This is a genomic window from Acidobacteriota bacterium (assembly GCA_009838525.1).
Classification (GTDB): Bacteria; Acidobacteriota; Vicinamibacteria; order Vicinamibacterales; family UBA8438; genus VXRJ01.
The window spans coordinates 183,426-206,137 of the sequence record VXRJ01000032.1 but is presented as its reverse complement, the minus strand read 5'-3'; the positions used below and the strand labels follow the sequence as shown (position 1 = coordinate 206,137).

The window sequence follows — 22,712 nt, the reverse complement described above, 5'->3', positions numbered from 1 at the left end:
TGGACATCGTATCCGCCTTTCGGAATGTGTCCACGAAAGTGGATCAAGCCCAGTCGCTGAACCTCAGTTGCAAGTCAATTGGTTCCCAGCTGCCCTTACGCTAGGCCAGCCACTACGACCACGCGCCCACTATCTGAACCGTACCGGGTTTTCCAGAGACTGAATTACGTGACTCCGGCCACCATGGCTGGAGTCTCCTGACGGCGATAGTACTGCTCTTCGCACTCGACCGGAGGGACGTATCCGATAGGGGCGAGGAGGCGACTGTTGTTGAACCAGTCGACCCACTCGAGGGTGGCCAGCTCAACCGCTTCGACGCTGCGCCACGGTCCACGACGATTGGTGACCTCAGTCTTGTAGAGACCGATGACGGATTCGGCCAGGGCGTTGTCGTACGAGTCGCCGCGGCTGCCCACTGAGGGCTCGATCCCGGCCTCGGCGAGACGTTCGGTGTAGCGAATAGAGAGGTACTGCACCCCACGATCGCTGTGATGCACCAAGCCCTGGGCCGAGTCCAGCGGTCGGCCGTAGAGGGCCTGCTCCAACGCGTCGAGCACCAGGTCCGTCCGCAGCGTCTGGGTAACTCGCCAACCGACGATTCGCCTGGCGAAGGCGTCGATTACGAAGGCCACGTACACGAAGCCGCGCCACGTCGCCACGTAGGTCACGTCGGCTACCCACAACTGATTCGGACGTGTGGCGGTGAAGTTGCGTTCGACCAGGTCCTGCGGCCGCTCGGCCGCGTGAGCCGGAATCGTCGTCTTGAACCGCCGGCCGCGTACCGCACCCTGCAGATTCAACTCGCGCATCAACCGCTCGACCGTGCACCGCGCAACCGCGAAGCCCTCTCGCTTCAACTGCCGCCAGACCTTGCGCGACCCATACACGCCATGGTGTTCGGTCCAGACACGACGAATCTCCGCCTTCAGCCCGTCGTCGTGCACCATACGCGCCGGCAGACGCGACGCGTCCGCCTGCCTCGCCTTGTGCGCGTGATACGTCGCCGGGGCGATCGGCAACACGGCACAGATCGGCTCGACCCCGTAGGCGGCCCGGTGGGCATCGATGAACCTGACCATCACTTCGGTCGGCGGTCGAGCTCCGCCTGTGCGAAAAACGCCGAAGCCTTCCGCAGGATCTCGTTCGCACGCTTCAGCTCGCGATTCTCCCGCTCAAGAGCCTTGAGGCGCTGCCGTTCCTCCGTGGTCAAGCCGGGGCGGCGCCCGGTGTCACGTTCCATCGCCCGAACCCATTTGCGCAGCGTCTCCGCCGAACAGCCGATCTTCGACGCGATCGAGCACAGGGCAGCCCACTGCGAGCCGTGCTCCGGCGCGTGTTCAAGCACCATCCGCACTGCCCGCTCCCGTACCTCAGGTGAGTACCGACTCGGTCTTCCCATCGACTCCATCCTCCCAAGAAATGGAGCCTCCAGGAAACCCGGTACGGTTCAATCTGCAAGATGAAGCCGACCATGAGAATGCCGACGCCCATGCGCGCATCTCGTGCGTCTTTTCGGAACCGCTCCTCAAGCGCCTTGTTGCCGTTCCACTTCGTTGATGTGAGCGCCTTGGCTTTCTCGTCGGTCACAATGACGCCACGGGCCAGGATCCAGACGCCGATGATGTCCAGCAGAAGACCGATAGTGATCAGTATCGATCCAAGCATGGTTGTCCTCTCCTTCCCACCACCGCCAACCTGCCCGAGCTACTCGTTGATCCTGTAACAGACCACGACGCCCTCCTCGCGGTAGAAGTAGCGTTCGTGCGCGTCATGCTCATCGACCACCCACACGCGCCCGGCCAGGACGTCGCCTCCGGGAGTCTCCGTCTCTCCCGTCTCGGTGTTGTGGAAGTAGAGATCCAGGATGTTCTGGTCGAACGGCGTAGCCGATGCCGCGGCGCGGAAGGTGGTGTTGACACCGATGCGCCCGTCGCCGAACGGGGCAGGTGATTCGGTCTCGCCCACCGCGCACGACGTGATGAACCGGGCGCGCAGGCGGAGGGTATCTTCGGCGCACCCTGCCGCCATCAACAGCAGGATCGCGATCGCTGTTCCGCGGAAGATCGTCGTCATGTGGCCCGCGCTCTGCTTAGGAAATGCTGCACGCGATGGCGGTTGACGAACAGCCCGCCAGAACCCTTGCGTCACCTAGAAGAGCCACCGAATCTTAATCGACCGCACGGCAGCCGACCACGCAACAGTCCAGGTAGTCGCCGATCCAACTTAAGTGGTGGCACCATCGCCATATCTAAGAGTCTCCAAGCGCAACAACGTTTCCCCGCCATGCTCACCAAGGTTGTGGGCTGATGAACATCGATGTGGAGAACACATCCCCTGTTCAATAGTCTCGGAGCGCAACAGATGGCGCGCACGACGACAAGCTCTGATGGCGTCGTTGGCCGTCCGATTACTGTTTGTGTGACAGCCTCCGAGCGGGATGCAGCAGCTTCGGACGCCACGGGGCAGGTGCTACACTCGGTTAGTGAAGGTCCTCGTTGCCAACCGGGGCGAAATCGCGGTCCGGATCATGCGCGCCTGCCGCGAGATGGGGCTGCCGACGGTGGCGGTGTGGTCGGACTGCGACCGCCTCGCGCCGCACGTGCGTTACGCCGACGAGGCGGTCGGACTGGAAGCGGACGCGCCCGGCGAGAGCTACCTCCGGATCGAGAAGATCATCGACGCGGCGGCGCGCACCGGCGCCGACGCGGTGCATCCCGGCTACGGTTTCCTGGCCGAGAACGCTGCGTTCGCGCGCGCCGTGCAGGAGGCGGGGCTCACGTTCATCGGCCCGCCCGCCGACGTCATCGACCTCATGGGGGGCAAGACCGCGGCCCGCGCGGCGGCGGCCCGCGCCGGGGTGCCGATTGTGCCGGGAAGCGGCGGCCCTCTGCCGGACGATGCGACGCCGGAGCAACTCCAGGCGGCGGGAGAAGCCGTTGGGTACCCGGTATTCGTCAAGGCGGTCGCGGGCGGCGGCGGGAAGGGGATGCGCCTCGTGCGCGAGCCGGAGTTGCTGCTCCGCGCCATCGAGGGAGCGCGTTCCGAGGCGGCTTCGGCGTTCGGCGACGGGTCCGTCTACCTGGAGCGGTTCATCGAGCACGGCCGCCACATCGAAGTGCAACTGCTGGCTGACGCGCATGGCACGGTCGTGCCGTTCGTGGAGCGCGAATGCTCGATTCAGCGGCGGCACCAGAAGGTGATCGAGGAATCGCCCTCGCCCGTCGTGACCCCGCCGACCCGCCGGGCGCTCGCCGAGGCCGCAGCCAGCCTCGCCCGGGAAGTGGGCTACACGAACGCTGGCACGATCGAGATGCTGTACGACGAGGACGGGTCGTTCTACTTCCTCGAAATGAACACGCGCCTGCAGGTGGAGCACCCGGTGACGGAGATGGTGACGGGGTTTGATCTCGTCCGCTGGCAGTTGCGGATCGCGCAGGGGGAGCGGCTGGACATCGATCCCGCGAAGGCGCTGACGCCCGAGGGCCATGCGATCGAGTGCCGCGTCTACGCGGAGGATCCGGATGCCGGCTTCATGCCGTGCCCCGGACTCCTGACCGCGCACCGGCCGCCGGCCGGCCCCGGCATCCGCGTGGACGCCGGCGTCGCGACCGGCTTCGAAGTGCCGGTCCACTACGACTCGATGGTGGCGAAAGTGATCGCGCATGCGTCGGATCGGCCGACGGCGATCGCGCGGATGGATCGGGCGCTCTCGGAGTACGAGATCGGCGGCGTGCCGACCACGATCCCACTCTTCCGCTGGCTACTGGCGCATGACGATGTGGTGGCGGCACGGTTCGATACGACATTCCTCGATCGCGTGCTGGCGGACCGGCACGGCGAGCCGTTCCTCGAACCGCCGGATGACGGCGAGGAGACCGCGATTCTGACCGCGGCGCTGTCGGTCGCGCTCGGCGGAGCGACGGACGCATCGGATGGCGGCGCGTCGTCGTCGTCGGTCGGGCCGGGCGCCAGCCGGTGGAAACAGACGGCTCGCGTCGAGGGCTTGCGCTAGGCGGCCGGGGAGCCGGACGATGCGGGTCGAGGTTGAAGTGAGCGGCACGACGCATGACGTGACCGTCGAGTCGTCGTCGCCGGGACGCTACGTCGTCTCGTGGGGCGGCGTGTCGCGGGAGGTGGACGCCCGGGTGGTGGAGCGGAGCCGCCACGGGTTGCTGCTGTCGTTCGTGCGGACCGACGGCGGCGTGGCGGCGAGCCGGCTGGCGCGTTGCGCGCCGACGGATCGTCCGGCGGTGACCGCGATCCGGTTCGGCGGTGTCGAGATCGAGGCGGTGATCAACGGCAGCCGCGCGCGTCTTGCCGGCAGCGTCGGCGGCGCCGAGTCGGGCGCGGCGCGGCTGACGGCGCCGATGCCGGGCAGGGTGGTGCGCGTGCTGGTGGCGCCGGGCGACACGGTCGAGGCGCGGCAGCCGCTGGTGGTGGTCGAGGCGATGAAGATGGAGAACGAGATGACCGCCCCCCGCGCCGGCACCGTCACCGGGGTGGAGGTGAGCGAGGGCATGTCGGTGGAGGCGGGCCGCCTGCTCGCCACCATCGAGTGAGCGCTGGCCATGGCGGATGACCTGACGCGCGGGGACGACGGTCCAGAGACGCCCGCGGAATCGGCCGCGTCGCCGGAGAACGCGTCCGACGGGACGCCGGACGTGCCCGACGCGAAGTCGACCGAGCCGGACGCGCCCGACACCACGCTGGCCGCGGCCGAGGAGTCCGAACCGTCCGCCGAGGCGAGCGCCGAAGAAGCAGGCCGCACGTGGCCAGGGGCCTTGCTGCATCGATGGCGGTCCGTGAAACACGGCGTGCGCCGGCGGAGCGAGTGGGCGGTGATCGCCGTCGTTGCCCTGGTCGCCGGTGGCCTCGTTTCGGCCGTCACCGTCGATCTCGGCCCCAGCCTGCGGGTCCGGGCGGAGCAGCAATTCGCCAACGCGATCGATCGGCCGGTGACCATAGGCCGGCTCAGCACCTACCTGCTACCGGGACGATTCCTGATCGAAGACCTCGTGATCGGCGGGCAGAACCCGGGCGAGCGCGACTTCTTCACGGCGGACAGTCTCGTCATCACTACGCAATGGCTGCCGCTGCTGCAGGGGGAAGTCCTCGTCGATTCGGTCGACCTGCAGGGGTGGCGAATGCTCGTCGAGGGCTTCGAGGGCGGCCGGCACACGTTCCCCGCGTTCGTGGCCCGGAGCGACTCGGACGAGGCGTCGCCACCGGACGCCCCGGCGATCCCGGACGAGGCAGCGGAGCAGGAGTCCGCGCGGCGGATTGTCACCACCGTGCAGTACCTCCGCGCGCACGACGGCGCATTCATCTACGAGGATCACGGCGCGCCCTGGAGCATCGTCGCCCCGAACATCGACATGACGCTGGCGAAGACGACCGGCTACGGCGGCCGGGCGGCGTTCAGCGAAGGCACGCTCGTGATCGGCGACTACGAGCCGATGACGATCGCCATGGATGCCGACTACCGGCTCGACGGCGGCCTGGTCGAGCTGATCCGCGCCGACTTCTTCGCGGGCGGATTCGAGGCGCGGGTCGACGGCACGGTCGACATGCTGAACTGGCCGGAGCAGCTCTATCACGTACGCGATTCGGCGATCGACCTGCCGATCATGAAGACGATCTTCTTCGCGCGCGACAACTTCACGGTGACCGGCGATGCGGCGTTCACCGGAACCTGGCACATCTTCGATGGGGGACGCGAGCTGACCGGCACGTTCACCGCGCCGGATCCCACCCTGAACGACCTCGCGTTTCCGGACCTCGACGGCGACCTGATCTGGACGCGGGACCGCTTCGAGATCACACGCGCGCGGTCGTCGTTCTACGACGGCGACCTCGACTTCACCTACGCGATGAAGCCGCTCGGTGCGCCGGAGCCGGGAGTGGCCACCTTCCTTCCGCGCGTCACCGGAGCCAGCCTCGATCCACTGTTGGAGGCGCTCGAGGTGGCGGGCGTGCGCCCGCTCGGGCGGCTCGACGGCGAGGCGCGTCTGGAATGGCCGCTCGGCGCCATCGCGGAGCGGTACGGCGATGCGACGGTCCGGATCGAACCCCCGGAGGGCGTCGCCCTGCTGCCGCGCGGGATCCGCCCGTCGTCGCAGGGGGTCGGCTGGGCGTATGCCACCCAGCGGTTCGAGCCCGACGGCGGACCGTGGCGCTTTCCGATGGGAGGCGAGGCGAGTTTCACGTTCGCGCCGGAGGACGGCGTGCTCGTCGAACCGGGGTGGATGGCGACGCCGCTCACCGCGATCCGGTTCGATGCGGGACGCATAGACGAACCGGAGACAACCCGCATCCCGTTCGATGTCATGAGCGCCGACTGGCAGGAGAGCGACCGCGTGCTGGCGGCGATGCTCACCGCCTTCGACCGGCCGACCGGCGAGCTGGAGCTGGCCGGGTACGGCTCGATGAACGGCCTCCTGCTGGGTGACATCGGCTCGCCCCGGGTGGAGGCCACCTTCGACGGCGACGGGATCCATGCCTGGAACGTCGACTGGGGTCACGGTGAGGGAGACTTCGTCCTGGAAGACAACATCCTGGACGTGACGGCGGGGCGCTTCGACGACGGCGCGGCGGTGCTGGCGATCGACGGAGCGTTTGCGATAGGCCCGCCGCCGCCCGGCAGCGAGGAGCTGGACGTGCGCTTCGAGCTGGAGGGGCTCCCGACCGAGCGCGTGCGGGCGGCGTTCGAACTCGAGGGCTATGCGATCGACGCGCCGGCCTACGGACAGATCCGGCTGTATGGCCCGTACGGCGAGCCGTTCGGCTTCGGCCGCCTCCGTCTGACTGAAGGGATGGCGTACGGCGAGCCGTTCGACGACGCGGAGGCCGATCTCCGCTTCGACGGGACCGGTGTCTGGCTCGACGGCCTGACCGTCCGCCAGGGCGACGGCGACGTGACCGGCGCGATGTATGTCCGGTGGGATGCCACCTACTCGGTGAACGCCGACGCGAGGAACCTCGATCTCTCGGTGTCCAACTTCCTGGGCGGCTTCGGGCTTCCCGTGGACGGCCGGCTCGATGCGGCAATCTCGGGGGCGGGCCCATTCGACGATCCGAGCTACGCGCTGCGCGGCACGATGAGCGACGTCGCCATCGATGGCGCGCCGCTCGGGCAGGTGTCGGGCCGAATCGGCGTGGAGGCCAACGCCATGGCGGTCGAGCTCGAAGCGGCGTCGGCCGATGTGGCCGTTTCCGGGGCGGGACGGATCGGATTCGAGGGCGCCTCGTCCGAGTTGCGCTTCAACGTCACGAACACGCGGCTCGATCCGTTCGTTCGCGCGAGGTATCCGGACCTGCTCCCCGGCGCGGCCCTGCTGGCCAGCGGAACCCTCCTCGTCGAGGGGCCACTGGACGACATGGGGGAGCTCGACGTCGACGTCTCCGTCGATGAAATGGCGCTCGGCCTCTTCGACTACACCGTGCGGAACGACGGCCCGGTCCGGTTGTCGCTCAGCGACAACGTCATCCGGGTGGACCAGATGCGCCTCGGCGGCGAGGGGACGGAGCTGGACGTGACCGGTTCGATGTCGCTTGCCGACGAACAGGTGGCGCTTGCGATAGAGGGCGATGCCAGCTTCGGCATCCTGCAGGGATTCCTCTCCGATGTCCGGAGCCGTGGGGCCATGCGCCTCACGGCCCAGGTGGGAGGCTCGTTCGATCAGCCCGTGGTCAACGGTGAGGCGCGGATTACCGACGGCCGGTTGCGTCACCTGGCCCTGCCGCACGCCCTCGACGCGCTCAATGGCCGCGTGGTGCTGGAGCCCGGGGGCGTCCGATTCGACGAGCTGACGGCGGAGCTGGGAGGCGGGCCAATCACTTTCGGCGGACGCGTCGGACTGGACGGCTACGGTATCGGCGATCTGAACGTCACCGCGTCGGGCCGCAACATCGCGCTTCGCTACCCCGAGGGAATTCGCTCGGAGGTCGACGGGGAACTGACGCTGACCGGCACCGTCGATGCGCCGACGCTGGGCGGCGTCGTCACCGTGCAGGACGCGGTCTGGCTCGACCTGTTCCAGTCGGACGCCGGTTTCTTCGAGACCTCCGACGCCGCGCTCGGGCCGGACGACGGCACGGAATCGCTTCCGCTCCGCTTCGACCTGCGCATCGAGGCGCCGTCGAGCCTGCGGTTCGCCGACAACCAGGCGCAGATCGTCGCGAGCGCCGACCTCACCCTGACCGGGACCTACGACCGGCCCTCGCTCCTCGGGAACGCCGAGATAGAGCGGGGGCAGATCTACTTCGAGGGGAACCGCTACCGGATCACGCGCGGCATCATCGGGTTCGCGAACCCGGTCGAGGTGGAGCCGATCTTCGACATCGAAGCGGAGACCGATATCCGCGTGCCGGGGCAGACGTACCGGGTGACGCTGGGTCTGAACGGCACCTTCGACCGGCTGGAGCAGCCGACCCTGGAATCGGATCCGCCGCTGCAGCAGTTCGAGATAATCGGCCTGCTCCTCGGCGACCGGCGCGACCCGCAGCAGGCGGAGATCCGGACCTTGCGGTCACCGGAGGCTTCACAGCAGGAGAGGCTGCTGCAGGCGGCGGGGGCCGGGCTGCTCAACAATCCCCTCGCGGCCGGCGTCGGCGGCGTCGTTGAACGCTCACTCGGTATCGACAACTTCGAGATCACGCCGGCCCTCGACGATCCGGCGGCGCTGCAGTCGACGCAGCTCGTGCCGACCGCGCGCGTCCGGATTGGCAAGCGGATCTCCGATCGCGCGTATCTCACGTTTTCGCGCGCCGTCAGCGGCACGAACCAGGATCTGATCGTCATGCTGGAGTACGATGCCAGCGACCGACTGTCGTGGGTGCTGTCGCAGAACGAAGATCGGACCTACGCGCTCGATGTCCGCGTTCGGCATGCCTTCTGATGCGGATCCGACGGATCCTCCCGCTCGCACTGGCCCTTGCCGTCCTGGGCGGCGATTCGTTTGACGCGTCGGCCGCGCAGGGCGGGCCGGACCCACTGATCGGCCAGACCGTGGTTGAGGTCCGCTTCGCGAGCGACGGGCGCGAACTCGACGATCCCGCGCTCCGGGACCTGACCGAGACGCGGGTCGGCCAACCGCTGTCGATGCGTGAGGTGCGCGAGACCCTGACGCATCTCTTCAGCCTGGGGCGCTACGGCGGCGCCGAGGTGGCCGCGAGCGCGCTCGGCGGCGGCGTCGCCCTGCTGTATGAACTACAGCCGATCGAAGTCATAGAGCGCATTGCGTTCTCGGGGCCGCGGGTCCTCGACGACGACGAGATCCGTGTCGCCGTGACTCGCATTCACGGGGGCACGTTCGTCAGCAACCGGACGGCGGCGGTGGTCGAAACGGTCCGCGCCTTCTACGCCGCGCGCGGCTACCTCGCGCCCCGGATCACGCCGGAACTGCTGGGCCGGGGCGACCGTCGCACGTTGCGCCTGACGATAGACGCGGGACCCGCTGCGCGGGTCCGCCGCTGGTCCATCACGGGGCCGCTTGCGTTCCACGACACGGTCCGTGCCCGCCTTGGCCTCGTGGACGGTGTGCCCTACGACGGCGTGACGCTCGACGGGGAGTTGGCCGACTACGAAGCGGATCTCCGCGGCGAGGGTTACTACGAGGCCCGGCTGTCACACGACATCGAGCCGTTGGGCGAGGCGGAACTGGACGTGCTCCTGTTCGCGCGCCGAGGTCCGCGGATCATCGTTACGTTCACGGGTGACGAGGTGCCCGGCGCCGACGTTGCGGACCTGGCGCCGTTCGCACGGGAGGCGAGCGCGGACGAGGATCTGGTGGAGGATGCGGAGCAGCGGATCGCGGCGCATCTCCGCGGCCTCGGCTACCGCGACGCCGTCGTCACGAACACCCGCGACGGCAACGCCGACGCGCTGTCGATCACGTTCGATGTCGCGCGCGGCCCGCTCTACCGCGTGGGGCAGGTGGAGATTCGGGGGAACCAAGCGATTCCCACGGGCGAGATCGAGGCGATCCTCGATCTCACCGAGGGCGACCCGCTGGTGGTGCGCGATCTGGACGCCGGGCTGGCGGAGATCGAGGAACGTTACGCGCGGCTCGGCTACGCAACGGTCAGGGCGACCCGGGAAGACCTTGCCGCGCCGGAGGCAGACGGCAACGGGAACGGCAGTGGCGCCGCGAACGGCGTTCCCGCCGCGAACGGCGTTCCCGCCGCGAACGGCGTTCCCGCCGCGGCTGGCGCCGGCCAGGCGCCGGCGGACGGATCGGTCATGCAGTCGATGGCGATCACCATCGTGGAGGGCGTGCGCACGGTGGTCGGCTCGGTCGCCTTCGACGGGGCGATAGCGCTGCCGCCGGCGTCCCTCGCCCAGGTGATTGGTGCGGCCGATGGCGGTCCCTACTATGCGCCACAGGTCAATGCGGACCGCGACGCGCTGCTGACCCGCTACCTCAACGAGGGTTTCGATCGGGTCCGAATCAACGTGGACGCCGCTTTCAGCGACGATCTGACGCTGGTCGACCTCACCTATCTCATCGCGGAGGGCGCACAGGTGCTGGTGGACCATGTGTTGATCGTCGGCAATCGCCAGGTGGACGCCGAGACGATCCGCCGCGAGGTGACGCTGACGCCGGGCAGTCCGCTCGGCCTCGACGATGTCGCCGAGACGCGCCGGCGACTCAACGCGCTCGGCATGTTCCGCCGACTCGACATCCGCGAGTTCAGCCACGGCCGCGACGATCGGCGCGACGTAATCATCGAAGTGGACGAGGCGCCGGGGACGCGCATCGGGTACGGTGGCGGGTTCGAATTGTCGCAGCGGCTCCGGCGCGAGGTGCGCGGGGCGCGGAGCGCCGCGGTGGAGCGGATCGAGTTCGCACCGCGCGGCTCGTTCGAGGTTGGACGGCGCAACCTCTGGGGCAAGAATCGCTCGATCGACCTGTTCACGCGTGTCAGCGTCCGCCGCAAGAACGATCCGGTGGTCTTCGCGCCCGGTGAATCGACTCGGACTCTCGGCTTCAACGAGTATCGCGTGCTCGCCACGTATCGCGAGCCCCGGGCGCTCGGCCTCGCGTGGGACATCGTGATGTCGGGCTACGTCGAGCGCGCGATCCGTCCCGGCTTCGACCTGTTCACGCGCGGAATCACGGCCCAGTTGACCCGGTCGACGGATGTTTCGGCGAACACGACGGTCGGCTATCGCCTCGGCAACAACGACACGTCGAACCGGGTGCTCAACCGCGAGGACTCCGACATCGTCGACCGGCTGTTTCCGAACGTGCGGCTGTCATCGTTCACGGCGAGCCAGGTGCGCGACACGCGCGACGACCCGGTCGATCCTCGTCGTGGCACGTTCGTCAGCCTGGAGACCGAGGTAGCGGCGCGCGCGATCGGGTCGGAGGTGGGTTTTTCCAAGAGCTTTGCATCCGGCGCATGGTACCGGCAGGTCCCCGGAGTCTCCCGCCTGGTGGTGGCGGCGGGAGCCCGGATTGGCCTTGCGTGGGGCTTTCCCCGACGGATCGATGTGGGGGGCGCCGAAGCGGCGGCGGATGTGACCCGTAGCGCGCTGGCGCTGCCGATCAGCGAACGGTTCTTTGCCGGCGGCAACACCACGGTTCGTGGTTTCGCCCTGGATCGTCTGGGCAGCCCGAGGACGGAACCGGGTGGCACGATCGATCAGGACGGCTTCCCACAGGGAGGCAACGCGATGCTGATCTTCAACACGGAGCTGCGGGTCCGCGTCACCCGCGCGGTCGGACTCGTGACGTTCCTCGACACCGGGAACGTCTATGATCGGATCGAGCATATGAGTCTCCGGCGGGTTAGGTCCGGCGCCGGGTTTGGCGTGCGGTATCACTCGCCGGTCGGTCCGCTCGGCTTCGACATCGGTTTCAAGCTGGGCGAACGGTACCTCTTTGGTGACCATCGCAACCCCGAACCCGAGCAGCGCTGGGCGCTGCACTTCAGTTTCGGACAGGCGTTCTGATCGGCCCGCCCACCGCCGCAAGCCGGCCGCCGGCCGCTTCGTCGGCGCCATCACCTGGGCGGTTTTTTTTCTTACGTGTTCCGTCGCTACCACCCAGAGTCTCGACCGCGTCCTCGCGGTCGTGTCGGGCCAGGTGATACTGGCGTCCGATGTCCGCGCCTTTCTCGAGCTGGGCCTGTTCGCGGTCGATACGTCGGATCCCGAGGCTCGTGAGTCGGCAGCGCTCTCCCTGTTGATTGACCGCCGGCTCGCCCTCGACGAGGTAGAGCGCTACGGTCCGGTTCGGCCTTCAGCCGCGCGCGTCGAAGAGAACCTGGCGGCGGTCCGCGCAGGCTTCGCCGACGAGGCCGCGTTCATGCGCCTGCTTGCCGCGGTCGGCCTGGACCTGGACGACCTGCGGCAGATGCTCAGCGACAATGCGCGTCTCGAGGCGTACCTCGCTGACCGGTTCGGCGCATCGGTCCGCCTCGCGGGACCGCGGCCGGCGCCGGTTGCGGACTGGCTGGCCGGTCTCGCCCGCCGCGCCGACATCGCGCGGTTCGATCGGTAGCCTTGCTGCTATCCTCGCTTGATGGCAAAGCGCGCCTTGATCTTGCGAGACGTTCTTGCTTGCGGCATAGCTATCGGGATGGCTGGTGTGTCACAGGTGCCCATAGTGGCCCAACAGGCCGCCACGGCAGCCGTTGCGGAGATCTGGGTTGACGGTGCGCAGCAAACCCGCACTACCGTCGGATTCGATTCGGGGCGCGAGCGCACGGATATCGCCAGACAGTCAGCCGCGGACGACACGACTCCTCCTCAAGTAGAGGACGTGAACATTCAGAGTCGACCTCAGCGCGGCGACACTTACGGGCTTGGCAACCGGGTCACTGTACAAGTCGTGTTCGATGAAGAAGTCACGATGATGTGGCAGGGCGGTGGGCCGCCCCCGTTACGGCTAGCACTTGAGATTGGAAACGAGACCCGCTACGCCTCGATAGATTCCTGTGTCGGCCAGCGCCGGGGGCACTACCGTTGCGGGGGCCCCATTGAGGGGTTCTGGGCTGACTACTACATACAGGCCGGGGATTACGATCCAGACGGCTTGTCAATCGAGGTGAACGCCATACGGCTCAACGGAACGCGCATCCGCGACCTTGCGGGTAACGATGCCGACGTGAGTCTCGGTCCTCATGCGGTTGTTGATGATCCGATTCACAAGGTCGATGGCGGCCTGGATCATCCGCCGATGATCTCGTCCATGGGGCTGAACACGGTACCGAAGGCTAATGACACGTACGGGCTCGGGGAGGAGATCCGCGTCATCGTCTGGTTCGATGAGCACGTCACCGTTACAGGGGCACCAACACTGGCGATAGAGATTGGCTCTCAGATTCGGGAGGCCACTCACTATCCTGCAAAGTTCGACCCGGAAGCTCATTTCTTCGCGTATCGGGTGCAAGCGACGGATGTGGACACGAATGGTATCAGTGTCGGCGCGGACGCCTTGCGTCTGAACGGGGGCAGCATCCGCGACGACAGCGGCAACGATGTCCCGACAGATCTGGCCGCTTGGGCGATTACGGACAACCCGAGACACAAGGTGGACGGCCGCGCCGTGTACGCTCCGGGTGTTGACCTCGTCGCGGTGTTGTCCGAGCCCTTGCACGACGATACGTACGGGCGAGGGGAGACGATCGAAGTACGGATCGAGTTCGATGAAACCCTGTTCTTCTTCGGCCCCTCCGGTCATGAGCCCTTTGAGTTGGCGATTCAGGTCGGTGGCGTTAAGAAACGGGCGAGCGGCGTAGGGTTGTTTCGCTACGAGGTGCAGGTGTCGGACTACGATCCCGATGGCATCAGTATTCCACCAGACGCATTGCGCTTCGTGGGGGGATGGACGATCTACGACGGGCAGGGACGGGACGTCACGGATCTCATGGATTTCAACTTGGGTGCGCACGCGATTACCAACGATCCGTCCCATAGGGTGGACGGCCGCCCCCTCACCGCGGTCGGGACACCGCCCCTGAGACTCCTGGCGGGTCATGAGGCGACGGCGGTAGATCTGTCACAGGTGTTTCATGGGCTGATCGTGTCGGCCACCGCCGTGTCTTCGAATCCGGAGGTGGCGGCGGTAGCCATCTCGGACGCCGTGCTGACAGTGTCTCCGCTATTGGAGGGCACGGCGACGATCGACGTGACGGCTCGGAATGCGACCGAGGTGGCTAACGCGCATCTCGAGGTCACAGTGGTGACCGACCCTGCGGAGACGATTGTGCTGCAGCACACCCTGGCCGCGTTCGGTCGGAACCTGCTTGCAAGCGTGACTCGGACGATCGAGGGGCGGTTCGACGCCACGCCCCGTCAGACGACTCTCATGATTGCCGGGCGGCAGCTTCCTCTTGGAACATCGGGCGCCGTGTCAGATGGCGCGGGGCGCAGTGTTCCAATGGCCGGGCTGGCGCACAGTGCGGATTCGACCCTGCCCGCTTCGGACAGACCGGCGATGTTTCCCGGCAGCCCGCCCGCAGGCCGCCTGCGCGGGGGTGACTTGCTCCGCGGCAGCCAATTCCTGTTGGCGCTCGACGACCAGGGAACGGCTGACGAGAGCGGTGGTGCCGCGGAGCCACCGGCTGTGCGCTGGACGGTATGGGGCGGCGGGGACCTGCAGTCTTTCGAGGGAGAACCGGCGGACGACGCGGCCTACGACGGGCACCTGCTGGCCGGGCACGTCGGCTTGGACGTAGGCACCGAACGGTGGCTGGCCGGAACGGTGGTGTCGCGAAGCACGGGGCAGGCGTCCTATGGTTTCAGCGGCTACGGCAACGAGCCCGTTGGCGCTGGGACCGGGGCGGGCGAGTTGACGATGACACTGACGAGTGTGCAGCCGTATCTGCGATGGAGTCCGCGCGATGGCACGTCCGTCTGGACGATCGCAGGTGCTGGCACGGGCTCGGTGCACAACCTCCGCCGACTTGTCGGGGATCGGCAGGAGACGGGCGAGTTGTCCATGAGGTTGGGTGTCGTCGGCGGGCGTCAGACCTTGGTGTCGCCGGGCCAAACGGAGCTGGCGGTGCGTGGCGACGCAGGCGTCGTGCAGCTCGCAACTGGTGATGGCGAGGAGGTCATCGACGGTTTGTCGGCCACGGTGCAGCGGTATCGCATCGGTATGGAGGTGTCGCACACCCAGCAGGCGCGCGCCGCCGACGCAACGTCGTTCGTGGTTGTAGGCGCGCGTCACGACAGCGGCGACGGCCTGACGGGCAACGGCTTGGAACTGGAGGGCGGGGTTCGAGTGACGCACGCCGGAACAGGCCTCGGGATCGAGGCGCGGGGCCACATGCTGGCGATGCACACGACGCATCGCTATCAGGAGCGCGGACTGAGCGTGATGACACTCTGGACCCCGGGTGGCACGAGCGGCCAGGGACTATCGGTGGCGGTGACACCGCAGTGGGGAACCGGGGCTGGTGGGGCTACGCTCTGGCGCGATCATCTGGCCGGGAGGAGGTCCTTGGGAGAGTTCGTGAACGACGCAGCGTCCGTGGATACCCGGGTGAGCTACGGGATGGCGCTTGGTGCGGGGCGGATGGTCATGCCATTCAGTGAACTGGCGATCCGGCGCGCCGATTCCCGGCGCCTGCGGGTAGGTATGTCGGTGACGAGTGCGCCCCACATGTCGGCACCGCTCAACGTCGAAGTCGCCGGCGAGCGCATCGTCATGACGTCGGGCTGGTCTTACAATCGCCTGGCGCTGACTGGCGGCTTGGGCTTCTAGAGGACGCCTGCCGCGGTGCCGACGCCGGGTAGTCCTCCTACGCGCAGCCGCTCGTGGCGCCGCAGTTGATGCACTTGTAGCAGGCGCCGTTGCGGATCATGATGGCGCCGCAGGTGGCGCACGACGGCGCGTCCTGATCGTTCTGGATCGCGAAGTTCGTCGCCGTCGAAGGCGCCTCCGGGGCTGGACCGCCGGAAGCTGTCGCGGGCGCATCGCGGCAGCCATTCACTGCCGGAGCATCCGTGAACGAGAGCTGCTCGCCATCCTGGCCCTCGGCGGCCGACGTAACGTTGACGCCGGCGGCGTGCTGCGCTTCCGCCGAGAGGAGCTTCGAGGCCATCCAACGGAAGATGTAGTCGACGATCGACTTCCCCTCGCCCGCCGCGCCGACATCGCGCGGTGCGATCAATAGCGGGAGGGAATCCTGAGAGGCGGTCGGGACGATGGTCGTCCAGTTTTGCTCCGGGATAGCCCGGAGCACAGCTCAGCCATTGCATGCTGGGGCGGCGAGTCTTACGATGCGGTGGTTCGCGTCAAGGGCGCGAGGAGACTGATGGGATCCCCAGCTCGTTTGCTCGCACTGGTTGCCGCACTGATAGGCGTCGCTATCGCCATCTCGGCGTGCGACCGTTCCAGTTCCGGGGAAGTCGCTGAGCCTGGCCCGCTGGCGGGTCTCGAGGCGGAGCTCGATTCGCTCGTCCCGACGCTGCTTGACGCGTTCGCGGTGCCGGGCGCCGCGGTCGGCATCATCCACGAGGGCGAGATCTGGATGCAGCGCGGATTCGGCTACGCGGATGTCGCGAGCGGCCGCCGCGTCGACGCGGGCACGGCGTTCAACATCGGGTCAATCTCGAAAACCGTGGCCGCATGGGGCGTCATGAAGCTGGTTCAGGCGGGAGACCTCGATCTGGATGCGCCGGCGAGCAGGTATCTCACGCGCTGGCAACTTCCCGAGTCCGCCTTCGACCACGACGGCGTGACGGTTCGTCGGATGTTGAGCCATACGGCAGGGCTTTCATTGTCCTGGTATCCGGGGTTCCAGCCGGACGAGCCGTTACCTACGGTCGAGGAGTCCCTGTCGGGAGCGACCAACGGAACGGGCGGCCTGTTCGTCGCGTACGAGCCGGGCTCGCGGTGGGAGTACTCGGGCGGCGGATACACGCTCACCCAATTGATCATCGAAGAGGTGACGGAGCGGCCGTTCGCCGAGTACATGGAGCGTGAGGTCCTCGAGCCGTTGGGCATGCGCTCGAGCTCCTACGTTTGGGACGAAGACATCGACCGTATCGCGGCGACGCCGTACGGGCCGCGGGGCGAGCCGATCGGGGGACCGCGGTTCACGGCGATGGCGGCGGCGGGGCTCCAGACGACGCTGGATGACATCACCCGGTTCGCGCTGGCCAGCCTGGGCCGACTGAGCGGCGAGCACGGGACAGCCGGCGTCCTTGGCCGTGAGACCCTGGCCCTCATGCAGCTCCCGGTCGAGCCCAGCCGCGACTATGGCTTCGGCTACACCTACGAAGTGTCCGAGGGTGTGGCTCTCGTCGGTCATGGCGGGGCCAATCACGGATGGATGGCGCTGCTCAACTTGGCGCCCGCGACGGGCGACGGCCTCGTCGTCATGACCAACGGCTCGAACGGAGGAGGGGTGCATCGCGCGATCGACTGCGCATGGCGGTCGCGCGTGACCGGCGAGGCGTGCGAGCCGCCCCCGCCCACCCCGGCACCTGTCGACGGGGCAACCAGGTGAGAGGCTACAGTCAAACCACAGCCGACGGACGGGTCAGGCTGCGGCCATCGCCAGCGCGATTTGCAGCAGGTTGAAGCCGGCGTGGCTCACCATGGAGGCGACCGCACTGCGGCGGCGGAGGTAGATTGCCCCCCACGCGGCGCCGAGGAGGCCGGTGACGATCGCGGTGTCCCAGCCCTGCAGCGCGTGACCGAGCCCGAAGGCCGTACTGAAAATCACGAGGCCGACCCAGCCGCCCCCGAGATGCTGTTCGAACCGCCGGAGGATGAACGCTCGCTGCAGTTCCTCGCGCAGGCCGCCCGCAACGACGGCGACGAGGGCGAAGATGGCCACCTGCGCGGGCGTGGTGAGCATGCCGGCGAACGGGTTGTCGGGAACATTACGGAGCGACGGCGCCAGTGCGCCGATCAGGAGAATCCCGCCGGTCGCGGCGACGAGAAAGAACGGAGTCAGCGCCAGGCCGATGGTGGTCTCGCGCCGGATCGGCAGCCGTCCGAGCAGCAGCCCGCGGACCGTCTCGCCTCGCAGGTGGAGCAGGCGGACGATCAGCAGCACCAGAACCGCCGCGTCGACGAACGAGAGGATGACGACGTAGGTGAACGACGGAAAGCCATTCGGCGCGAGCGCGGCGAGACCGGCGGCGCTCAGCACCGCCGCTATCGCGAGTTGCGTCGGGAAGCCGGAGCAGAGCACCACTTCGGCAATCGCGCGGAGCACGTCTCGACGCCAGGCCGCGCGTGAAACGGGGGGAAGGCCGAGCGCCACCGGGGGGACCGCCCAAACGTGCTGCGTCACGGAACGACTGTAGCAGCCTGGCCGGAGGGGTGCAGCAGGAGCACTGGACCGACCTTGAATCCCCCTATGCCTCTGTGGTATATCTTGGGCCGTTATGCCGAGTCGGCACAAAATGTTGTGTTCCAGTACTGTTTTTCTTGCTACCCCTGATGAGGGTTTCCACTGGCGTGCAGGTCTCTGCCGAAACCTCGCTTCGCGCCGCATTCCTTCGCCCTAAACGCCGCTGGCTTCCTGCGAGTCCTAACGCCTCTAGCTTTCGCTGCCTCCGCTAACATCCAAGTTGCCTAGAAGGTAATTTGAGCGGAGGCGGGCTTGTCCGTCTCAACGGCAGGGAGGGGTGTTCGTGGCGAGAGCAGGCATGCAGGAATCGGACGCGGCGCTGTCAGAGGTGGCGGCGCCGGAGGCAGAGGGACTCGAGTTTCCGCGCGTCTTCAGCCGCGCGGAAGTCGATCCGTTCGACGACATCGACTGGGAGTCGCGCTCGGCCGTGATCGCCAACGAAAAGGGCGAGAAGGTCTTCGAGCAGCGCGATGTCGAGATCCCGAAGTTCTGGTCGCAGCAGGCGACGAACATCGTCGTCTCGAAGTACTTCCGAGGCCAGATGAACTCGCCGGAGCGCGAGCGGAGCGTCCGTCAGCTGATCGGACGGGTGGTCGATACGATCACGGGCTGGGCCGACCGGCAGGACTACTTCGCCACCCCCGAGGACCTGCAGGCCTTCAGCGGCGACCTGAAGCACCTCCTCCTGCATCAGAAGGCGGCGTTCAACAGCCCGGTCTGGTTCAACTGCGGCTTCGAGAAAGCGCCGCAGTGCTCCGCCTGCTTCATCAACTCGGTCAACGACACGATGGACTCGATCCTCACCCTCGCCCGGACCGAGGGGATGCTCTTCAAGTTCGGTTCCGGCACCGGGACGAACCTGTCACCGATCCGGTCGTCGCGCGAGCTGCTGGCGGGCGGCGGAACCGCTTCCGGTCCGGTCTCGTTCATGAAGGGCTACGACGCGTTCGCCGGCGTCATCAAGTCGGGCGGCAAGACGCGCCGCGCCGCCAAGATGGTGATCCTGAACGCGGACCATCCTGACATCGTCGACTTCATCAACTGCAAGGTGGACGAGGAACGGAAGGCGTGGGCGTTGATCGACGCGGGCTATGACGGGTCTTTCACCGGCACGGCGTACAGCTCGGTCTTTTTCCAGAACTCGAACAACAGCATCCGGGTACCGGACGAGTTCATGCGCGCGGTGGTGGACGACGGCGAGTGGCAGACCCGCGCGGTCACCGAAGATCGCCGGGTGATGGAGACCTATCGAGCCCGCGACCTGATGCACCTGGTGGCGGACGGGACGCACGTCTGCGGCGATCCGGGGATGCAGTTCGACACGACGATCAACGACTGGCACACCTGTCCCAACACCGCCCGGATCAACGCGTCGAATCCCTGCTCCGAGTACATGTTCCTGGACGATTCGGCCTGCAATCTGGCGTCACTGAACCTGATGCAGTTCGTCCGCGAGGATGGGTCGGGCGAGTTCGACGTCGAGGGGTTCCGCGCCGCGGTGCGCACGCTGATTACCGCGATGGAGGTGATTGTCGGCAACGCCAGCTACCCGACCGAGGCGATCGGCAGCAACTCCGACGCGTACCGGCCGCTCGGCCTCGGCTACGCCAACCTGGGCGCGCTGCTGATGTCGCGCGGCGTGCCGTACGACAGCGACGAGGGACGGGACTACTCCGCGGCGATTACCGCGTTGATGACCGGCGAAGCCTACGCGCAGTCGGCGCGGATCGCGCGCGACTGCGGCGGGCCGTTCAGCGGCTATCCGAAGAACGAGCAACCCTTCCTCCGCGTGATGCGCAAGCACCGCGACGCCCTCCGGGACGTTGACGCCGGACATGTTCCGGACGACCTGTACGGCGCTGCGGCCGAGGCGTGGGACGACGCCGTGTCCCTGGGCGAGTCGCACGGTTTCCGGAACGCGCAGGCGACCGTGCTCGCGCCGACCGGCACCATCGGGTTCATGATGGACTGCGACACCACCGGCGTCGAGCCCGACATCGCGCTCGTCAAGTACAAGAAGCTGGTCGACGGCGGCATGATGAAGATCGTTAATCAGACGGTTCCGGCCGCGCTGGGCCGCCTCGGTTACGAAGACGAACAAGTGAAGGCAATCGTCGAGCACATCGACGACAACGACACCATCGAGGGCGCGCCGCACCTGCGGGAAGAGGATCTTTCGGTCTTCGACTGCGCCTTCAAGCCGGCCAACGGCGATCGCTTCATCCACTACATGGGCCACGTCCGGATGATCGGAGCGACGCAGCCGTTCATCTCGGGCGCCATCTCGAAGACGATCAACGTCCCGACCGACGCGACGATCCAGGACATCGAGCAGGCCTACATCGACGCCTGGCGGCTGGGGACGAAGGCGGTCTCGATCTACCGCGACGGCAGCAAGCGGACACAGCCGCTCAATACGGCGCGCGCGGCGGCGGAAGCGGCGGTCGACGCCCTGCCCGGTCAGCCGGTCCGGCGCCGGCTGCCGGATGAACGCCAGGCGATTACGCACAAGTTCGACATCGCGGGGCACGAGGGCTACATCACGGTGGGGCTGTTCGAGGATGGCTCGCCGGGAGAGATTTTCCTGGTGATGGCGAAGGAGGGGTCGACGATTTCCGGCTTCGCCGACGCGTTCGCGCAGGCGATTTCGTACTCGCTGCAGTTCGGCGTTCCGCTGCAGGTGCTGGTGGACAAGTTCAGCCACGTCCGCTTCGAACCGGCCGGCCTGACGAAGAATCCGGACGTCCGGATTGCGAAATCGATTGTCGACTACATCTTCCGCTGGATGGCCTCGAAGTTCCTCTCGGCGGAAGCGCAGCACGCCGCCGGCGTGAACGTTGCGTCGGTTGCCGAGGGACAGGATGGCGAGCAGCTCTCGTTTACCGACGCCCCGCCCGTGAATGGCGGCGGCGATGCGTCCGCGACGGCCTCCGGCGGTCCAGCCTTGAAGGGGCCGTCGACGGCGACGAACTTCGCGATCCAGAACGATCAGGACGCGCCGTCGTGTGCCACCTGCGGCGCCATCATGATCCGCAACGGCGCCTGCTACAAGTGCATCAACTGCGGCGCCACGAGCGGCTGCGCGTAGGAGCCTGCCGGCTCGATCTACTGCTCCTCGGGCAACTTGCCGCCGGGAATCGGCTCCCAGCCGTACCAGGCGAGCGCGACCAGGAGGATGGAAAACCCGGCGCGGGCGGCCTGTGTCCAGAGCAACTGGCCGTAGTAAAGACTGTCGTTGTGCAGGCTGATGGATTGCAGGCCCAGCAGCCCGGCGACGGCCAGCGCCAGGCCGCCCGGCAGGGAGATCCGCACGAAGACGGCGGCGAGGGCCAGGATGGCGCCGGCGAAGATGCCCCACAGATTGGCCCACCATTCGAGGGCGCCGATGAAGAGCAGGTCGGCGATTCCCGCGAAGACGGCGTAGACGCCGTAGAGGAACATCCCGGCGGCGGCGGCGGCCAGCATGACCTCTGTTGTATCATGCCGCGCTCCCTGCGGGTCGGAACCGGCAGTGGGGAGGCTGGGAGATCATGGATCTGCACCTGACCGACCGCGTGGCGCTGGTGACCGGATCGAGCCGCGGACTCGGCTTCGCGTCTGCCCGCGCCCTCGCCGCGGAGGGAGCCCGGGTCGCGATCTGCGCGCGAGGCGCGGATCGGCTCAGTGCGGCGGCTGCCGAGCTGCGTCAGGTGGCGAGCGCCGTCGGGCGTGGTGCGGATCGCGTCATCGCGATCGAAGCGGACCTGGCCACCGAATCGGGCATCGCAACCGTCATCGACCGGACCGTCGACGCCTTCGGCGGACTCGACATCCTGGTGAACAACGTCGGCCGTGCGGCAGGTGGGGGCATCGCGGAGGCGACCGACGATGACTGGCGCGCCGCGCTGGACCAGACGCTATGGCCGGCCATCCGCGCGTCGCGCCGCGCGGTTCCGCACCTGCGGGCGCGAGGAGGCGGCGTCGTCATCATGATCGCGTCGATCTGGGGACGCGAATCGGGCGGCCGGATGACCTACAATGCCGTCAAGGCAGCCGAGATCAGCCTCGCGAAGTCGATGGCCCAGGAACTGGCGCCGGAACAGATCCGGGTCGTCAGCGTCTGTCCCGGTTCCATCTCCTTCCCCGGCGGGTCGTGGCACCGCCGGCAGCAGGAAGACCCCGAAGGGATGGCGGCCTTCGTCCGGGCGCAGCTTCCGTTCGGCCGGTTCGGCCGGGCGGAAGAGGTGGGGGACGTCGTCGCGTTCCTCGCGTCCGACCGCGCGAGCTGGGTGAGCGGAGCTGCCGTTACCGTCGACGGCTGCCAGTCGCGGTCTCTGATCTAGCAGCCCGTCGTTAAACCCCGCGCATCGCCGTTCGAATGTAGCGGGGGTTCCACCACGGGTTGCCAGGCG

14 protein-coding genes and 1 other annotated feature are annotated in these 22,712 nt (G+C 67.5%); of the genes, 9 read left to right on the top strand and 5 right to left on the bottom strand.

What is annotated here, in order from left to right; all coding sequences use genetic code 11:
- Positions 1-164: 164 nt before the first annotated feature.
- Positions 165-1,399, bottom strand: a protein-coding gene (locus F4Y45_14205) for an IS3 family transposase (protein ID MXY25655.1) whose coding sequence is annotated in 2 segments (ribosomal slippage) — positions 165-1,111 and positions 1,111-1,399 — 1,236 coding nt in all. Because the reading frame shifts where the segments join, the coding sequence is not laid out codon by codon here.
- Positions 1,005-1,121 (bottom strand) — a sequence feature (AL1L pseudoknot). It overlaps the preceding gene by 117 nt.
- A gap of 305 nt (positions 1,400-1,704) precedes the next feature.
- Positions 1,705-2,073 carry a hypothetical protein gene (locus tag F4Y45_14200; GenBank protein ID MXY25654.1) on the bottom strand — a complete coding sequence of 123 codons (369 nt, stop codon included), beginning with the start codon at positions 2,071-2,073 and terminating at the stop codon, positions 1,705-1,707.
- Positions 2,074-2,437: 364 nt separating this feature from the next.
- Here F4Y45_14200 and F4Y45_14195 point away from each other — a divergent pair, with 364 nt between their 5' ends.
- From F4Y45_14195 to F4Y45_14170, 6 genes are all read left to right on the top strand, one after another.
- On the top strand, positions 2,438-4,012 hold the full coding sequence (locus F4Y45_14195; protein MXY25653.1) for an acetyl-CoA carboxylase biotin carboxylase subunit: 1,575 nt from the start codon (positions 2,438-2,440) through the stop codon (positions 4,010-4,012).
- Between the two features lie 19 nt (positions 4,013-4,031).
- The gene (locus F4Y45_14190; GenBank protein ID MXY25652.1) at positions 4,032-4,559 is read left to right on the top strand and encodes a hypothetical protein; all 528 of its coding nucleotides are present in this window, start codon (positions 4,032-4,034) and stop codon (positions 4,557-4,559) included.
- A 9-nt stretch (positions 4,560-4,568) separates the two neighbouring features.
- Positions 4,569-8,897: a hypothetical protein gene (locus tag F4Y45_14185; GenBank protein MXY25651.1), complete on the top strand. Its 4,329-nt coding sequence runs from the start codon at positions 4,569-4,571 to the stop codon at positions 8,895-8,897.
- On the top strand, positions 8,897-11,956 hold the full coding sequence (locus tag F4Y45_14180) for a BamA/TamA family outer membrane protein (GenBank protein ID MXY25650.1): 3,060 nt from the start codon (positions 8,897-8,899) through the stop codon (positions 11,954-11,956). Before F4Y45_14185 ends, F4Y45_14180 begins: the two co-directional genes overlap by 1 nt.
- A 121-nt stretch (positions 11,957-12,077) precedes the next feature.
- A complete protein-coding gene (locus tag F4Y45_14175; protein MXY25649.1) occupies positions 12,078-12,506 on the top strand; it encodes a hypothetical protein in 429 nt (142 codons plus the stop codon).
- Positions 12,507-12,767: 261 nt separating this feature from the next.
- Complete coding sequence (locus tag F4Y45_14170) at positions 12,768-15,716, top strand: hypothetical protein (protein ID MXY25648.1); 2,949 nt, start codon at positions 12,768-12,770, stop codon at positions 15,714-15,716.
- A 37-nt stretch (positions 15,717-15,753) separates the two neighbouring features.
- Here the strand turns inward: F4Y45_14170 and F4Y45_14165 are convergent, their stop codons facing one another.
- On the bottom strand, positions 15,754-16,125 hold the full coding sequence (locus F4Y45_14165) for a hypothetical protein (protein MXY25647.1): 372 nt from the start codon (positions 16,123-16,125) through the stop codon (positions 15,754-15,756).
- A 144-nt stretch (positions 16,126-16,269) separates the two neighbouring features.
- On the opposite strand from F4Y45_14165, the gene F4Y45_14160 reads away from it, so the two are divergent.
- Entirely contained in the window at positions 16,270-17,466 is a 1,197-nt protein-coding gene (locus F4Y45_14160; GenBank protein MXY25646.1) for a beta-lactamase family protein, read from the top strand.
- A gap of 33 nt (positions 17,467-17,499) precedes the next feature.
- Here F4Y45_14160 and F4Y45_14155 read toward each other — a convergent pair whose 3' ends face one another.
- Complete coding sequence (locus F4Y45_14155) at positions 17,500-18,465, bottom strand: CPBP family intramembrane metalloprotease (GenBank protein ID MXY25645.1); 966 nt, start codon at positions 18,463-18,465, stop codon at positions 17,500-17,502.
- A gap of 154 nt (positions 18,466-18,619) precedes the next feature.
- Between F4Y45_14155 and F4Y45_14150 the strand changes: the two genes are divergently transcribed.
- Positions 18,620-21,409, top strand: a complete 2,790-nt coding sequence (locus F4Y45_14150) for a vitamin B12-dependent ribonucleotide reductase (GenBank protein MXY25644.1) — start codon at positions 18,620-18,622, stop codon at positions 21,407-21,409.
- A gap of 17 nt (positions 21,410-21,426) precedes the next feature.
- Here F4Y45_14150 and F4Y45_14145 read toward each other — a convergent pair whose 3' ends face one another.
- Entirely contained in the window at positions 21,427-21,786 is a 360-nt protein-coding gene (locus tag F4Y45_14145; protein MXY25643.1) for a hypothetical protein, read from the bottom strand.
- Between the two features lie 65 nt (positions 21,787-21,851).
- Between F4Y45_14145 and F4Y45_14140 the strand changes: the two genes are divergently transcribed.
- Positions 21,852-22,643: an SDR family oxidoreductase gene (locus F4Y45_14140; GenBank protein ID MXY25642.1), complete on the top strand. Its 792-nt coding sequence runs from the start codon at positions 21,852-21,854 to the stop codon at positions 22,641-22,643.
- Positions 22,644-22,712 lie beyond the last annotated feature (69 nt).

What these genes read in the sequence shown, in the direction of transcription:
- F4Y45_14140 (MXY25642.1), top strand. Translation starts at nt 21,852, where the DNA reads ATGGATCTGCACCTGACCGACCGCGTGGCGCTGGTGACCGGATCGAGC.
- F4Y45_14150 (MXY25644.1), top strand. Translation starts at nt 18,620, where the DNA reads ATGCAGGAATCGGACGCGGCGCTGTCAGAGGTGGCGGCGCCGGAGGCA.
- F4Y45_14180 (MXY25650.1), top strand. Translation starts at nt 8,897, where the DNA reads ATGCGGATCCGACGGATCCTCCCGCTCGCACTGGCCCTTGCCGTCCTG.
- F4Y45_14145 (MXY25643.1), bottom strand. Translation starts at nt 21,786, where the DNA reads ATGCTGGCCGCCGCCGCCGCCGGGATGTTCCTCTACGGCGTCTACGCC.
- F4Y45_14200 (MXY25654.1), bottom strand. Translation starts at nt 2,073, where the DNA reads ATGACGACGATCTTCCGCGGAACAGCGATCGCGATCCTGCTGTTGATG.
- F4Y45_14160 (MXY25646.1), top strand. Translation starts at nt 16,270, where the DNA reads ATGGGATCCCCAGCTCGTTTGCTCGCACTGGTTGCCGCACTGATAGGC.
- F4Y45_14195 (MXY25653.1), top strand. Translation starts at nt 2,438, where the DNA reads ATGCAGCAGCTTCGGACGCCACGGGGCAGGTGCTACACTCGGTTAGTG.
- F4Y45_14185 (MXY25651.1), top strand. Translation starts at nt 4,569, where the DNA reads ATGGCGGATGACCTGACGCGCGGGGACGACGGTCCAGAGACGCCCGCG.
- F4Y45_14190 (MXY25652.1), top strand. Translation starts at nt 4,032, where the DNA reads ATGCGGGTCGAGGTTGAAGTGAGCGGCACGACGCATGACGTGACCGTC.
- F4Y45_14155 (MXY25645.1), bottom strand. Translation starts at nt 18,465, where the DNA reads ATGCGGCGCGAAGCGAGGTTTCGGCAGAGACCTGCACGCCAGTGGAAA.